Raw genomic sequence first — 15,774 nt, 5'->3', positions numbered from 1 at the left:
TCGCCGATGCCCGTCTACGGTTTACCCGGAGTCACCGTCGATCGGCGCCGCTCGCGGATTCTCGGTGTCGTGGTCGTGGTGATTGTCGTTGTCGTGACGCTGGTTTGGAGCCGCACCGGGCCGAATCCCGAGGCCGGCCGGTTACGCGTCGTTGTCCGCACGGCACAGCTCGGGGACGGCATGACCGGTGGTACCACCGTGCAACTCGACGGCGTGGATATCGGCAGCATCGACACCGTCGCGCGGACCGGCCAGGGTGATCAACTGATCACGTTGGCGCTCAACCGATCCGAGGCGGACGAGCTGACCGACACCTTCGAAGTCGAATACGCGCCGTCGAATCTGTTCGGTGTCGCCACGCTGGTCCTGCGGCACACTACGGGCGGTGCTCCGCTGCGCGACGGCGAGCTGATCGACCTGACCGGCCCGCGCGCCACCCGAGTCGACGACGCGACCATGGGCGCACTGCTGCGTTCACTCGCCCAGACCGCCAACCAGGTCCTCACCCCGGATCTCACCGCGCTGCTGACGAAATTCAACGAGGATCTGCGATCGTTCACCCCGATCCTGAACACCATCGTCATGCTGAGCCGCGCGGTCGCCGACACTCAGCGATACGCCTCGTCGTACCTGTTCGGCCAGTACGGCGGGTTGCTGTCCGGCGCAGGCGATTTCACCTCCGCCACGTTCAGGCTGTTCGATGCCATCTTCGGCATCCAGATCCTCGAGACCGACCGTCCCCGCTACGACGCCGCCATCGCACTGCTCACCGATCAGATCTTCCCGGAGTTCGCGCGGGCGGCCGACGCCGCGCACGATCATCTGTCCGGCTACGCCGACATGCTGGCCCCGCTGGCCGACGCCATCGCGCACACCGTTCCCACACCCGCAACGTCACGCACGCAGCTGCGGGAACTGCTCGCGCGGCTGGACCGGATGTTCACCGACGCACCCGACGGGCCGGCACTCGACCTCGCGATCGTCCTGCGCGGGCTGCCCGCGCTGACCGTGCCCCTCGGACAACAACTTTCGGTATCGGAGGGCGGCAGATGAGATCGGTATCGGCCGTGGCGTTGCGATTCGGGGTATTCGTGGTGGCGATGGTGCTGCTGCTGGTCGTGGTCCTGCAGGTCATCACCCGGCCGGTCGCCGGTGACACCGTCATGTACCGGGCGGTGTTCACCGACGCCGACGGGCTTGCCGCACAAGACGATGTGCGCATGTTCGGGGTGCAGGTCGGCAAGGTCGTCTCGATCTCGCTGGACGGCACCGACGCACTGGTCCGGTTCACCGTGCAGCGCGGCCATCCCCTGTACGGATCGAGCGTGCTGGCGATCCGGTTCCAGGCACTGACCGGCCAGCGATACATCGACGTGCAGCAGCAGGCGCCGCCGGGTGCCGAGCTGCGGCCGAGCGCGACCATCGGCACCGACCACACGGTCGCCTCGTTCGATATCACCGCGCTGTTCAACGGATTGGAACCGGTGCTGGCCGAATTCTCCCCCGGCGCGCTGAATCACTTCGCGCAGACCATTCTCGCTGCCCTGCAGGGCAACGGCTCGGGTCTGGGGCCTGCGTTGGACGCGATCGAGAAGCTCAGCGAGTATCTGATGCAGCGGCAGGCCCTGCTGTCGGGGGTGGTCGGCAATCTGAGCGACATCTTCGGCCGGGTCAGCGGCCGCGCACCGAATCTTGTCGTCCTGCTGAACGGTCTTCAGGACGTGTCCACCGCCCTGCAGCAGAAGGTCGACGGCCTGATCGATTTCGCCGAGATCGCCCCGCCCGTACTGGGTCCGATCAACAGCATCGCCGCCACCCTAGGGCTCACCTATCCGATGAATCCGATTCTGGAACAGGACTTGCGGCAGGTGTTCCCCGACCCGGCGGCGGCGATGGATCTGCTCGGCAAGCTGCCGGGTCTGCTGCAGGCACTCGACGCGCTGATACCGAACCCGGGCGCAGGTGTCGAGCTGCGCTGTTCGAAGGGCACGGCGTCCGCGCCGGGAATACTGCGGGTGTTGATCGGGGGCCGGAGCGTGACACTGTGCAACGGCTGAATCGCGAAACGACACAGCGGCGCCGCGAACTGCGGTTCGGCGTCGCGTGTGTGATCGCGATCGCCGTGCTCCTGGTCGCGACCGGTGCGTTCTATGTATTTCCGCCTGGCAAAACCACTTACACGGCCGAATTGTCGGACGCCGAATCGGTGAAGACCGGTGACCAGGTCCGGATCGCCGGGGTGCCGGTCGGCACGGTCACCTCTCTGCGACTACGACCCGACACCGTGCGCATGACGTTCACCGTCGACCGCGGCGTGTTCATCGGCGACCAGACCACGCTGCAGATCCGGCTGCTCACCATCGTCGGCGGTCACTACGTGGCCGCCTTCCCGAGCGGAATGAAACCACTTGGCAGCACGCCGATTCCGGCCGATCGCGTCCAGCTTCCCTACAGTCTGGTCCGGGCGATGCAGGATGCGACGGCACCGATCGCCGAGGTGGACGGTGAGACGCTGCGCAAAACCTTCGACGCCCTGCAGACGGCGTTGGCCGGCAGTCCGGACGCGTTGCGGCGCATCGGCGATGCGACGAAATCGATCGTCGACATCCTCGACAAGCAGAACGCCGAGGTATCGCGCGCTCTCGCGGTGACCGACGAATACCTCACCACGGTCGATGTGAACCGATCCAAGCTCGGGGAATTCGTCAGACGACTCGGCAAGCTCGAATCAGTGGCGCTGGCCAAACGCGACGAGGTGCTGACCGCGGTCGACGTCACCGCACAGCTGCTGGCCCGCATCGCGGCACTCGAACCGAGCTGGCACGATGTCCTGCAACCGCTGGCCGACAAACTCGCCGAGGCCATTCCCGCGTTGCAACGGCTCGGTGCGAAACTCGACGCCGCGCTGCGGGCGATTCACGATATGAGCGACCGGCTACGGCAGCTGATTGCGCCCGGCACGGCTCCCCCACCGGATCCCGCGGGCGCCTCCCCGCTTTGCATTCCGCTTCCGGGGCAACGATGCTGACGCTACGGCGACTGCTCGCCACACCGGGATTCGCCTCGATCGCCGTTGCCACGATCGCGGCCATCATTGTCGCGTCAGGCTATTTCCTCCTGCACAACCCGGCGAAGAAAATGCTGCATTATTGCGCGGTAATGCCCGACGCGGTCGGCCTATACGTCGGGAACCAAGTCACCGAACGCGGTATCGCCGTCGGCAGCGTCACCGGCATCCGGCCCGAAGGACGTTCCGTCCGAGTCGAATTCGAGATGGACGCGAACTATCCGCTGACCGGCGACGTATCCGCGGCCACGGTCTCCGACACCGTCGTCGCCGATCGCGGGCTCGCGGTGCTCGCCGATCGAGCCGCACACACACGATGGAATCCGGACCGGTGCATCACCAAGACAGCCACCCCGAAGACCGTCACCGAGACACTGGACGCGCTGACCACACTCACCACCGAACTCGGCGACGGATCGCAAGCGGCTGGACTGCAACACATCCGCGACGCGATCGCGGCCATCGGCACCGCCACCTCCGGCACCGGACCCAAGCTCAACGAGCTGATCAAACAGCTCGCCGGCGCCCTCTCCGCACCCGATACCGCGATCGGCCACATCGGTTCACTGGTCGACGACCTGAATTCGCTGTCGTCCAGCATTTCCGGCAACTGGGACGACATCGCCGTCATGTTGCGCCAGTTCGCCCCCGTGCTGAACCTGTTCAACTCGCTGTGGAGCCAAATCGTTTCGATCGGCGACTCGATCGCCACGATCATCCCGTGGGTCAACGACATCACCACCACCTACGGCGGCGCAATCCTGGACGGACTCGATGCCGCCATCCCCTATCTGCGGCTGCTGGGAGCCAACGTGGGCACACTCGAACAGATCATCGCCACGATCCCACCACTGGTATCGGCCTTCGAACAGTCGATCGACCCGCACACCGGCCGGATCACCCTCGCCATCGCCCCATCGAAAACCGCACTGCCCCAACAGGATGCCGACCGTATCTGCGCGGCCGCCAACGCACTGACCACCGGGCGCTGCCCGAACCCGGCCAACGGATTGACCGGCATCGACGTGGTGCCACTGGTACTCGGCCCGGTAGGTGCGCGATGACACGCGGGCGCGCCGTCACCTCCGGGCTGGCGCTCGCGACCGCATGCATCGTGAGCCTCGCCGGGTGCGTCGTCGATCCCGCCGCCATCCGAGTGCCCGGCGCCAACGTGCCCGGACCCACCTACCGGGTGCGGATCCAGTTCGCGAACACCCTCAACCTGCCAGCCCAGGCGAAGGTGATGGCCAACGGCGTCCACGTCGGCGACGTGCGTGCCGTCACCGTGGTCGGGCCGACTCCCACCGGACCCGGATACGTCGATGCCGACGTCGACATCACCGACTCGGTGCAACTTCCGGCCGACACCACCGCGCAACTGCGCCAGAACACAGTGCTCGGCGACATCTTCATCGAGCTGTCGGCACCGGCGGGCACCGGCGCGACCATCCCGCCCGGCGGAAGTATTCCACTGCGGCAGACCAAGCCCGCGCTCCAGGTCGAAGACCTGATGTCCGGCATCGCGACCTTCGTCAACGGGGGCGCCCTGCACCAATTGAACGACATCATCGACCACGCCAACGCGGTGGCACCGGCCAGTCCAGACGACACCGCCCGCATCGCCGACGTGCTCGGTACCGATGCCAGAGACATCGCGGCCAACCTCGCGCAGGTCGATGCGTTCCTCGATGCGGTGCAGACCGACGTCGGCGCCGCGGTCGACAATCGCGACGCACTCTCGGAAATGCTCACCCCCGAGGGCGCGGTCCAATTGACCGACGACGTGAAATCGCTGGTGACCACCATCGGGATCCTCGGCGGGATGGGCGCCGCCGCACATTCGATCGCCTGGCTCGCACCGCTGGCCCGCTCCGGTGACGCGGCGACCAAGGCGGTGGTGCCGCTGTTGTTCGCCGACGATCCGCTCGACCTGTCCGCCCCATCGAATCTGGCCGCGCTGACCGCGCTGCTGCACAACAAGATCCTCCCCTTCGCCGAGCACGGCCCCAAGGTGAACATCACCCAGGCGCAGATCGATGCCGCACCCCTGTCGGTCGACGATCAGATCGCCCGCATCATCACCGAACTGCGGATGATCGGAGTGGTCCGATGACCCGCGGCGCCGTGGCCTCACTCGCCTCCGTCGCAACAATTTTCGTCATCTGTGTCGCCTATGTGCTCCTCGATGTGGTGCGGGTGGACTGGTTCACCGGGCACCTGACCGCCACCATGCAGCTGTCCGACTCCGGTGGGCTGCTGCCACGCTCACCCGTGCTGCTGTCCGGGGTCCGCGTGGGACAGGTGACCGCGGTGACCCACACCCGCGGCGCGGTCGAGGTGACCATGCGGATCGACAACACCTACCGCATCCCGGCCGCGAGCACGGTCCGCATCGATAACCAATCATTCCTCGGCGAACCCGACATCGAGTTCATCCCGGCCGCCGACAGCGGACCCTACCTGCACGACGGGGACACCATCGACACCGCGACCATTCGCACACCCACCTCCATCCCGCAATTCGCCCGCGCCCTCACCGACCTGCTGAACCAGCTCGATCCGCAAGTCATCAAGTCGATCATCGACACCTTCTCCACAGGCCTCGCCGGCACCGAATCCGTGATTCCCCAACTGGCCCGATCCACCGACCTGCTCGCCGCCACCATGCTCAGCCGCACCCAGACCATCCGCGACCTGCTCGACGAACTCCAAAAACCCGCAACGGATCTGGACTGGGCCGGCGCCGCACTGTCAGCGGCCTCCGGCCCCTGGGCCGGATTCGGGCCCAAAATCAGCGAAGGCGCCGCAGCGATCGGACGACTGGCCACCACCGGCCAGATCCCCGACGACTACCTCACCGGCACCGGACTCATCCCGTTCGCCGAACGTCTCACGCAATGGCTGCACCGAGCAGGCCCCGACCTACAGACCCTCGCCCCCGCACTACAACCCCTCCTCACCACCGCCACCGGCGTCGCAGGCCGCATCGACCTCAGCGCGCTCATCACCCAGGCACTGGCCACCACCAGCGACGACGGCGCGCTGCACCTGCAGATCACCATCAAATAACCGTGCCCGCCCACCCGATCGGAGCAGCCATGGACACCGAAACAGAACCCGACCGCCACGACGATTCCGCCACAACACCTGCCAAACCAGCGCCCGCGAAAACCCGCCACACCGCAACGATTTCGATCCCGGTCGCCACCCTGGGCTGGGGCGCGGGCTTCGCCCTACTCGTCATCGCGGTATGCGTACTGACCGGATTCCTCTGGGCCGCACGCACGGAACTGGCCGACCACGCCGCCGACGCGACCGCGGACCGGCACGCCGAACAGGCCGCCACCACCTACGCCGTCGGCGCGTCGACCATCGACTACCAAGACCTCAACGCCTGGCTGAGCCGACTCCAGGCCGGCACCACCCCGCAACTGGCCCAGAAATTCGCCAGCACCGCACCCAAACTGCACGACATCCTGGTACCCCTGAAATGGACCTCCACCGCAACACCGGTCACCGCCAAGGTGATATCCCGAACCAACGCCATCTACCAAGTCGACGTCTTCATAGACGTCAGCTCCACCAACGCCCAAAACCCCGACGGCGGCCGAACCACCGTGACCTACAACGTCACCATCGACAAAAACTCCGACTGGAAGATCACCGACGTCGGCGGACCCGACGGTCCACTCCCCATCAAATAACAATAATCGCCAGATGAGCCAGCGGCCGGGACCTCGCGATTCGATCTGCCCGAGATCGCTTGAACCACACCACATATCCCGGAGCGCCGTCATCAGGTCCAGCGCTTCATGTTCGATCTCAGCCGGGACTGTAAGAACAACGGTGTAACTCCGAATTAAGGAGTGGCACATGGATTCTGATGTGATGGCTGGCGAGCTGGCCGATACTGACGCGGTGGGCAGACCCAGGAAACCGAAGACGATGGCGGTCGACGCCGAGCTGGTGGGCCAGCTCGTGGCCCAGGCCCGCGCCAGCGGGCTGCAATTGACCGGCGAAGACGGATTGCTGGGGCAGCCGACCAAACTGGTGGTCGAGTCCGCGTTGGAGGGTGAGATCACCGACCACCTCGGCTATGACCACGGCGACCCGGCCGGTCGGGGAACACCGAACTCGCGCAACGGAACCCGGTCGAAAACGATCGTGACCGACGTCGGCCCGGTCGAGATCGACGTCCCGCGCGACCGCGATGCCAGCTTCGAACCACAGATCGTGCGCAAACGCCAGCGCCGCCTCAACGGTGTGGAGAACATGGTGCTGTCGCTGTCGGCCAAGGGCCTGACCCACGGCGAGATCTGCGCGCATCTGCGCGAGGTTTATGGCGCCGACATCTCCAAACAGACGATCTCAACGATCACCGACAAGGTGATGGACGGGATGGCCGAATGGCAGAACCGACCCCTGGACCCGGTCTATCCTGTGATCTTCCTCGATGCCATCCACGTGAAAATCCGCGACGGCAAGGTCGCCAACCGGCCGATCTACGTCGCGTTGGCGGTCACCGTCGAGGGCGGCCGCGAGATCCTCGGACTCTGGGCCGGGGATGGTGGCGAGGGCGCGAAGTTCTGGTTGCAGATCCTGACCGAGCTGAAAAACCGTGGCGTCGAGGATGTTTGCATGCTCGTCTGCGACGGGCTCAAGGGTTTGCCTCAGGCGATCGAGCAGACCTGGCCGGCTGCGGTGGTCCAGACCTGCATCGTTCATCTGTTGCGGGCGTCGTTCTCCTATGCCGGGCGCCAGGACTGGGCTGTGATCGCCAAGGCGTTGAAGCCGGTCTACACCGCGTCGACCGAGGCCGCGGCGTTGGAACGGCTCTACGAGTTCGCCGAGGTTTGGGGCACGAAATATCCTGCGATCGTTCGGCTTTGGGAGAACTCATGGGCTGAGTTCACACCGTTCCTGGCCTTCGACACCGAGATCCGGCGGGTCGTCTGCTCAACAAATGCGATCGAGTCGGTCAACGCCCGCATCCGCCGCGCGGTCCGCGCCCGCGGCCATTTCCCCAACGAGCAAGCCGCCCTGAAATGCGTCTACCTCGCGGTCATGGCCCTCGATCCCACCGGCGAGGGCCAGAAACGGTGGATCACCCGATGGAAAGCGGCGTTGAACGCCTACGACATCACCTTCGAAGGCCGACTCACCGCCCGACGGAGATAACCAATCAACCCGAGTTACACCGTTATCTGGACAGACCCGTCGAGCGGAAAAGGGCCAGCACACCGCTGGCACCTCGCCGCTCGGCCGAGCCTACCCGCCATCTTGTTGCCGATCGACTCGAATTATGCGGCGCGCGTTGGGGATTGGAAGGCGCCGAAGCGATCGGCACCCTCCGGGCACTCAACGACAACGGCGATCTACCCGACTACTGGGCCTACCATCTCGCCCGCGAACACCAGCGAATACACCCCGACGATCAACTCGCTGCTTGATCAAAGTCCTTCCAACGGAGCTACACCCATCGCCGATAAGGCGTACTTGGCGGTGTCCAAACGAACCCTGTTGCGGCGCAAATAGATCCCAACTGTGATACCCGAACGCACCGATCAGATCGCCGACCGCAAACGTAAAGGCCGTAGCGGCGGGCGCCCGCCGAACTTCGATACCGCGGCCTACAAATGCCGCAACGTGGTCGAACGGACATTCAACCGGGCCAAGCAATGGCGCGCGGTGGCGTGCGATAACCGGGCAGTCGGTAATCGGAAGACTGTGTATCTCTGAGTCATCCTGTCCTGGGGACGCCGCGGGGCGTGAAAATGGCATGACAAGCGCGCCCTCGAATTAGGGATGCCGGGTACGCACGAGGTTGATTCGTACCGATGCCTCTGAGTGACGGGTCGCGTACCTGCGATGATACGTCCGTCGCGACCTAGGCACGGTGTATTTTCTGGTCAGATTACAACTGCTTGGCTATCTGATGTGCTTATGGCTGGCAGATCGAGAACCTATTGGACATTTCTGTACAACCCGAGTCACAGTTATGCTGGCGTTAGATCGCGGTGGTGGAATCATTTATCGCCGCAACAGGAGGCATTGTCGATGAGCAGGTGTTTCGGATTGTAGGCTGGCGCTACGCTCGATAAATTACAGACGCGTCCCAGTTGGGCATTATGCACTCAGGGATGCCGGCCGCAGTACAAGACTGGAGATCCGCGCGTTGTGAATGCCCAATTTTATCAGTTTAAACGCTCCTGCTGGTGTTCTATGAAGCTTGCCTTCGGTCGGCTTTTGGTGAAAGGTAAACAATGACGGCTGCAACAGTCAGCACTGGACATGACCGTACTGGATTGTTGCCACGTGTTGTCGGTCTGGACGCAGCCCGCGGCGTAGCGATACTCGGTATGTTTGCAGTGCATGTCGGGCCACAACGCGGACAGTCCGGTTCACAATGGTTGGATGTCTTCTCGGGGCGATCCGCAGCCCTGTTTGCTGTCCTTGCGGGCGTTTCGCTAGCCTTGCTCTCGGGTGGTGAGCAGGTGCCAGTCGGAGTTTCGGCACGGCAAACGCTGGTACGGATCGCAGGGCGAGCGGTGCTTATCGCTGCGATTGGTCTGGCACTGACGGAACTGCACACTTCAGTATCGGTAATACTAGTCTATTACGGCATCTACTTCTTATTGGCGCTACCTCTACTGTGGTTGAGTTTACGTAGCTTGGCTACCCTGACTCTGACGTGGGCGATCGGCGGGCCCATTCTTTCATTCCTGATTCGTGCGCACATTCACCAGACCACATTCGGTGGTAGCCCGACCTTCTCGATGTTCGGTTCCTTTGCCGGGTTGCGTGAGTTGGGTGTGATGCTAGTGCTGACAGGTGCCTACCCAGCGCTTACCTGGATGCCATTTTTATTGGCAGGCCTCACCGTGGGGAGGCTTGGGATCCGGTCGGTGCGTCCGCGTGTGGTGATCGGCGTCGGTTTGGTCTCGGCCGGTGTTGGATATGGGGGATCGTGGGTTGCGCAGCATCCCTTCGGCGGGAGGCAGCATCTGATCGACACGGTCAGTGCCGCGTTGGGCACGGTGGAGCCGGGTCTCAGACCCGAGGACATCCTCGATGCAAGTGCGTTCGGGACCGTCGGCACCAACAGCTGGTGGTGGCTGACAGTGGCCACACCACATTCCGGCACTGCGTTTGAAGTGCTGGGCGCAACTGGCGTGGCGCTGATGGTCATCGGTGCGCTACTCGCCGCACAGCGTCCGTTACGGATCGCAATGCATCCATTGAGCTGCGCGGGATCATGTTCGCTGAGCTTGTACATCCTGCAAATGATCGGACTTCACATACTGATGCCGGTATCGTACGGTGCCACCGCGATATCCGTTGGGGTTCTGCATCGTCCATCGTGGGCACTTCTGTCGGTGTTCGTGCTCAGCTCGCTGATACTGGCAACCTTATGGCGAAGTTTCTTCCGTCGTGGACCGGCAGAATGGTTGCTCCACGAGATAACGATCCGACTCGCGATCGCAGCGAACAAGGGTTGGGTTCGCCAACGGAGAAACCTCATCAATGCACCTACCGAAGGTGAGAATTAAAAATCGGTCATCCGGTTTTGTAGTAAATGGTAATTATAGGAAATCCTACTTTGTAGGCGCTTAATACGGCGCCGCACATGGCCGATTTCGCCTTCATCAGTTTCTTGAAGCAGTGAGCGCGGCCCGCAGTCTCAGGAAGCCCAGGTAATGAATTCCTTTGCGGTCATAGCGGATATTGAGCCGGTGGTAGCTGGTCAGCCACGACACGGCGCGCTCGATCACCCACCTGCGACGGCCGAGATGCTCGGTGGACTCGATATCTTTGCGGACGATGCGGACGGCGATACCGCGTCGGCGCACCCACTGCCGCAGTTCGGATTGGTCGTAGTCTTTTCCGCGTGCAGCTTGGCCGGTTTGCGCGACGCGGTCCGCGTCGCGATCGTACCGCTGGGAGTCATGGACATCGGCGGCCGAAATCGCTATGGCCACAGGGATTCCCGTGCGATCGGACAGCACGTGCAGCTTCGAGCCGGGCTTGCCGCGATCGGTCGGGTTGGGACCGGTCAAGATCGCCCCTTTTTCGCTCGGCCCGATCCCGCGTCGACTACCGCCCGCGACCAGTCGATCAAGCCCGGCTGCTCAACTCGTCCAGTACCGCGCGGTGCAGCCGCCGCCACACCCCGGCTTCGGTCGCGGCTGCGAACCGGCGATTCGCAGCCGGGACCGTCACGCCGAACGACGGCGGCAGCAGCATCCGCCTTAGTTGGTGAGCGCTTTGCGTTCGATGCTCTTCGCGAACAGCGGCGTCTCACGCCGGTTATGGTCGCCGGACGCGGTTTGCCGAGCCGCAGCTGCTTGCTCGAAGCTGATCCCTTGGGTGGCGATGAATTCCATGAATTCCGACGTGGCCAGCGCGCGCACGCTGTTGCGGTACTCGCAGCTGTGGGGGTCGATCGGCGTCACACTCAACGTCCACGTGACCTCGACCGTGCTGCGGCCCTGCGGGGTGAACACGTCCGACAGCGACACCATCCTGCATAGATGCTTGTCTGTGACCTCGCCGACGTAGTGCTGGATCATCAGACCGGAGCCGATCTGTTCGACGTTGATGGACATCGGTCGCCCATCGTCGGTCGTAGTGTAGCCGGCGGCGATGTGATCCGGCGGCGCGCAGCGCTGATACTCGGCTTCGGGCAGATTCAGAAGCCATTCGGCGATGTCCACCTGCTCGATCGGTGCATTAATAACTGCGGTGCATTCCGACTCCGAGAGCACCTTGTCCGCCAGTACAACCTGACTCGGCATACGAACTCCCTCAAGATGCGGCCATGTGCAATTCATCAGCTATCAGTATGTGCGGTCTCATATGATTAGTCCAATAGGTTCCAGATCTGGGACCGATAAGCAAAACAGATCGGAGGCGCAGTGTCGACCACGCCGTAAACGGCGACCAGCACAATTCCCGCCCAGCGCCTCGACACATTGGTGATATCCCTTATCCTCATTTTCCGGCCACCAAGACTTCTCATTTCTCCTGGTAGACGGCATTTATTGGGAGCAGACGGGAATTAAGCAACTTCACAGCATTTGCTGAGAATTAGCTGTCGCTTGTAAGGTCGCGGTCGGTCGGTTAATCCGACCAACTCAACAACAGGAAGGGCTCGTGATGCGAGTTTCTGTTTCGATTGCTATGACCGCCGCTATTCCTCTGGTCGTGCTGGCAAGCGCGCCGGTGAATGCCGCCCCGGTGCCCCCGGTTGTAACGCCGATGGCAATGGCGTCGGACACGGTGGCATTAGCGCCAGGTAGGCCGGATTTCAGGCCGGGAACCGATGGGACGCTGAGCACGGCATACATCCCTCCGGAGAATAACGCGCTGGTGCAGCAGCGCCGTGGTGAGCTGGCACAAGCCTGGACGGACGAGGGCACGGCCAAAGGCCGGGTCGAGGGCGGTCGGGAAGGCGCCATCGCGGGCGCCGCCGATGGCGGTCTGATCGGTGCCGGTGTCGGTGGCGCGGTGGGGGCCTTCGCTGGCCCGATCATCCTAGGTGTCACCTTCGCCACCATCGGCACCGGAGTCGGTATGGGGCTGGGATGTCTCATCGGTCTCCCCGCGGTACTGGTGGGCTGCCCGATCGGCGCGGTGATCGGCGGCACCGCCGGCGCCGTGATCGGCGGCGTGACCGGCGCCGTTCTGGGTTCGGTCGTCGGCCCACTCGCTGGTGCCGGAATCGGCACCGGAATCGGCGCACTGGCCGGTGGCGTGATCGGCGGCCCGGTTGGCGCCCTCGAGGGTGGGATGGCCGGCGGTGACACCGCCGCCGCCGAAGCCCGCACCGAATGGGCCGCCCAGAACCTGCGCGACCTGGAATCGTGGGCCTACGACACCGCTCCCCGCCAACACACGGCCGCCTCTCTCACCGACACCACCCCCACGCCCGCCGCCACGATCGCCAACACTGCCAGCGACGCGCTGTCCCCGGTTGCGGCACCGGTGCTGCCTCAGATCGACCAGGCCATCAACCAGGCCGCCGATACCCTACACAACCTGGGAATCCTCAACTGACAACTGGCAAACACAGAACAAACGTGAGATATCGGCGTATCGCTCCGAAGGAGGCAATGGTCGCTGCACGAGAAGTAACCTGCTGAAGTTATTCTCACTCGACAGTGGCCATTGCGTCCTCATCCACACCAGGCCTGACCGGTAATTCGCTCGCAAAACTGTACGAGTATCTGTCCGAATTATCCAAAGGAGACCACGAGGCCGATAGACCACCCGTGTTGGATCTATAGGAGAGGGATTGATCGCGACTCTGATGTATTCCACGAGTTTCCCAAGTATTCATCTGACCGGTTCCTGGTAATGGGAATCCCGAGGCACCTCCACTCGCGTATCAAGGTCACCGAGGAACCTAGTGTCGATATCCGTAACGATCACCCGTCCACCGGCACAGTGCTCCCCCAGCCACCACGCGACCGATCCCGCACCGCCACCGAGCTCCAGGCAACGCCAATCGGGGCGCACCCCGATATGTTCCAGCAATGCAAAAGAATTCGGGTCCGCCATGGCTTCCAACGACCGCAGCCGATCCAGCTCGGTGTTGCGCTCGTGGGCGAGCCATTGGGCATACCCCGGCACCGCCGACGCAGTCCGGGAGGCCGAATCCCATCCCAGTTCACTCGAGTCACTCATCGAAAACACCCACATTTAGACGGTGTCTCATGTCGCTGATTTCGGTGCTGCCTTCGCGAGTTTCTTGTAGCCGGTCAGTGTCGCGGGGAGGGTGAGAAAGGCCAGGAAGTGGGTGGCTTTGCGGTCGTATCGGAGGTTGAGTCGGTGGTAGCCGGTCAGCCAGGAGGTAGTGGCCCGTCCCCCCCGTGAATGAGACCACTCGGTATTAGAGTCCTGTTGGCCCTGGTGAGGGCTGGAAGGGACGATGGGGATCATGGCTGGACGCAAGCGGCATTCCGCGGAGGAGATCGTGCGGAAGCTGCGCCGCGCCGACGAGTTGACGGCGGCGGGCAAGACCGGCGAGGAGATCGCTGCGGAGCTGGGGGTTTCGGCGGCGACGCTGTACAACTGGCGGCGCCAGTACGGCGGTGTGGACACCGACGCCGCCAAAGGAGCTCAAGGAGCTGCGGGAGCAGAACGCCAGGTTGAAGCGGCTGCTGACGGACGCGGAGCTGGAGAAGGACGCGTTGCGGGAGATCGCGAAGGGAAAATTCTGAGCCCGGCCGCCAAGCGTCGCGCCACCGACATGCTCCGTGAGGTCAGGGGCCTCTCGGAACGGTTCGCGTGCAAGGTTGTTGGGCTGTCTCGTTCCACGTATCGGCGGCAGCCGGCCACGCAGACTCCGGCCGATCCGGATGCCGGTTTGCGGGCCTGGCTGCGGTCCTACGCCACGAAACATCAAGGGCACGGGTTCCGGCGTGCTTGGGCAGCGCTGCGGTTCGACGAGGGCTCGGGCGTGAACAAGAAGAAGGTGCATCGACTCTGGCGCGAGGAAGGGTTGCAGGTGCGTGCCCACTCGCCGCGCAAGTGTGCCGGGTGCTCATCGGTCCCGACGATCGAGGCCGACGCCCCGAAGGTGGTGTGGGCGTTGGACTTTCAGTTCGATTCCACCACCGACGGGCGGGCGGTGAAGATCGCGTCGATGATCGACGAGCACACCCGCGAATCCCTGCTGCACGTGGTGGAGCGCTCGATCACCGCCGAGAAGCTCGTAGCCGAGTTGGAGAAGGTGTTCACCGCTCGTGGCGGGCCACCACGGGTGCTGCGCATGGACAACGGCCCGGAGATGATTTCTCGTGCGCTGCAACAGTTTTGCGCTGATCGGGTGGGGATCGTCTACATCCCGCCGGGCACGCCGTGGAACAACGGCTTCGTCGAATCGTTCAACCGGCGGCTACGCGCGGAATGCCTCAACCGCAACCACTGGACGAGTCTGCTCGAAGCCCGCGTGGTCATCGGCGATTTCAAGGACGAACATAGTCGGCGGCATCGGCATTCGGCGCTGGGCTATCTGACCCCGGCCGAGTACGCTGCCCGCTGCGGCCACACCCACCACCCGATGGCCTGCAGCATCAACTGAAACTGGAACGAAAACAACCCGGACTCAAAGCCGGGTGGTCCCGTTATCGAGGACCGGTCACCTTGGTTACAGGACTCCGGCCGAGTGTGTTGCGTTGACAGGTTGAATCTAAGGACGCCAGTTTCAGGATTTCGTTGGCCTGCTTGAGATCTCGGTTCTCTTTCCGCAGCCGCGCCAGCTCCTCACGCTCGGCCGAGGACAGACCCGGCGAGGTCTGCGTGCCCGGCCAGGAACCCTGTGCGAGGGCCCTTTTGACCCATACCCGCGATGTCTCGTAATGCACATCGACCATCGGGCCGATCGCCTTGGCGGCGGCATACGGGGACTCGTATTCATCGAGGTGCTCCAAGACCAGACGAACAGCCTTCTCACGAACCTCGGGCGGGTAACGCTTCGACATAATGGTGACCATCTTCCTCAAAGAAGGAAGCGGCCCCAAATCCGTGACGGTTCAATCGACACTCCGTTCAGAGCGATTCTGGCAGCGTGATGCCTAGCTCATCGGCTTCCTCCTGAGCATCCGGTTCCAGAATCCAGGTAATCGTTGTCGACGGCGGGTGAAAACTGACCCCTGCGTGGCATCTGAATTTTGACCCCTTGTCCGGTTGATCCTGGTTCGAAC

14 protein-coding genes are annotated in these 15,774 nt (G+C 63.5%); 11 read left to right on the top strand and 3 right to left on the bottom strand.

Annotation, left to right across the window (positions count from 1 at the left end; genetic code table 11):
* Positions 1-6: 6 nt before the first annotated feature.
* The 9 genes from LGY53_RS42715 to LGY53_RS42670 all read left to right on the top strand — a co-directional run bounded on the left by LGY53_RS42715 (position 7) and on the right by LGY53_RS42670 (position 10,617).
* The gene (locus LGY53_RS42715) at positions 7-1,053 is read left to right on the top strand and encodes a mammalian cell entry protein (protein ID WP_225732385.1); all 1,047 of its coding nucleotides are present in this window, start codon (positions 7-9) and stop codon (positions 1,051-1,053) included.
* The gene (locus tag LGY53_RS42710; protein ID WP_225732384.1) at positions 1,050-2,057 is read left to right on the top strand and encodes an MlaD family protein; all 1,008 of its coding nucleotides are present in this window, start codon (positions 1,050-1,052) and stop codon (positions 2,055-2,057) included. Before LGY53_RS42715 ends, LGY53_RS42710 begins: the two co-directional genes overlap by 4 nt.
* On the top strand, positions 2,045-3,028 hold the full coding sequence (locus LGY53_RS42705; protein WP_225732383.1) for an MlaD family protein: 984 nt from the start codon (positions 2,045-2,047) through the stop codon (positions 3,026-3,028). Before LGY53_RS42710 ends, LGY53_RS42705 begins: the two co-directional genes overlap by 13 nt.
* Positions 3,022-4,131, top strand: a complete 1,110-nt coding sequence (locus LGY53_RS42700; protein WP_225732382.1) for an MlaD family protein — start codon at positions 3,022-3,024, stop codon at positions 4,129-4,131. Before LGY53_RS42705 ends, LGY53_RS42700 begins: the two co-directional genes overlap by 7 nt.
* Positions 4,128-5,180, top strand: coding sequence for an MlaD family protein (locus LGY53_RS42695; protein WP_225732381.1), 1,053 nt, complete (start codon positions 4,128-4,130; stop codon positions 5,178-5,180). Before LGY53_RS42700 ends, LGY53_RS42695 begins: the two co-directional genes overlap by 4 nt.
* Positions 5,177-6,136: an MlaD family protein gene (locus LGY53_RS42690; RefSeq protein ID WP_225732380.1), complete on the top strand. Its 960-nt coding sequence runs from the start codon at positions 5,177-5,179 to the stop codon at positions 6,134-6,136. The genes LGY53_RS42695 and LGY53_RS42690 overlap by 4 nt, the downstream gene beginning before the upstream one ends.
* A gap of 29 nt (positions 6,137-6,165) precedes the next feature.
* Positions 6,166-6,771 (top strand): hypothetical protein, encoded by a 606-nt coding sequence (locus LGY53_RS42685; protein WP_225732379.1) that lies wholly within the window; start codon positions 6,166-6,168, stop codon positions 6,769-6,771.
* A gap of 241 nt (positions 6,772-7,012) precedes the next feature.
* Positions 7,013-8,245: an IS256 family transposase gene (locus tag LGY53_RS42680; RefSeq protein WP_225732399.1), complete on the top strand. Its 1,233-nt coding sequence runs from the start codon at positions 7,013-7,015 to the stop codon at positions 8,243-8,245.
* 1,085 nt (positions 8,246-9,330) lie between these two features.
* On the top strand, positions 9,331-10,617 hold the full coding sequence (locus tag LGY53_RS42670) for a DUF418 domain-containing protein (RefSeq protein ID WP_225732378.1): 1,287 nt from the start codon (positions 9,331-9,333) through the stop codon (positions 10,615-10,617).
* Between the two features lie 96 nt (positions 10,618-10,713).
* Here the strand turns inward: LGY53_RS42670 and LGY53_RS42665 are convergent, their stop codons facing one another.
* Positions 10,714-11,124 (bottom strand): transposase, encoded by a 411-nt coding sequence (locus tag LGY53_RS42665; protein WP_225732377.1) that lies wholly within the window; start codon positions 11,122-11,124, stop codon positions 10,714-10,716.
* 192 nt (positions 11,125-11,316) lie between these two features.
* Positions 11,317-11,862 carry a hypothetical protein gene (locus LGY53_RS42660; RefSeq protein ID WP_225732376.1) on the bottom strand — a complete coding sequence of 182 codons (546 nt, stop codon included), beginning with the start codon at positions 11,860-11,862 and terminating at the stop codon, positions 11,317-11,319.
* Between the two features lie 385 nt (positions 11,863-12,247).
* On the opposite strand from LGY53_RS42660, the gene LGY53_RS42655 reads away from it, so the two are divergent.
* Positions 12,248-13,123 carry a hypothetical protein gene (locus LGY53_RS42655; RefSeq protein WP_225732375.1) on the top strand — a complete coding sequence of 292 codons (876 nt, stop codon included), beginning with the start codon at positions 12,248-12,250 and terminating at the stop codon, positions 13,121-13,123.
* 883 nt (positions 13,124-14,006) lie between these two features.
* Positions 14,007-15,152 carry an IS3 family transposase gene (locus LGY53_RS42650; RefSeq protein ID WP_225732374.1) on the top strand — a complete coding sequence of 382 codons (1,146 nt, stop codon included), beginning with the start codon at positions 14,007-14,009 and terminating at the stop codon, positions 15,150-15,152.
* A gap of 43 nt (positions 15,153-15,195) precedes the next feature.
* Here the strand turns inward: LGY53_RS42650 and LGY53_RS42645 are convergent, their stop codons facing one another.
* The gene (locus LGY53_RS42645; RefSeq protein WP_225732373.1) at positions 15,196-15,552 is read right to left on the bottom strand and encodes a hypothetical protein; all 357 of its coding nucleotides are present in this window, start codon (positions 15,550-15,552) and stop codon (positions 15,196-15,198) included.
* Positions 15,553-15,774: the final 222 nt, after the last annotated feature.

Source organism: Nocardia sp. JCM 34519.1 (assembly GCF_020361265.1).
Classification (GTDB): domain Bacteria; phylum Actinomycetota; class Actinomycetes; order Mycobacteriales; family Mycobacteriaceae; genus Nocardia; species Nocardia arthritidis_A.
The sequence above is the reverse complement of the archived record's forward strand: the minus strand, read 5'-3'. Positions and strand labels throughout refer to the sequence as shown.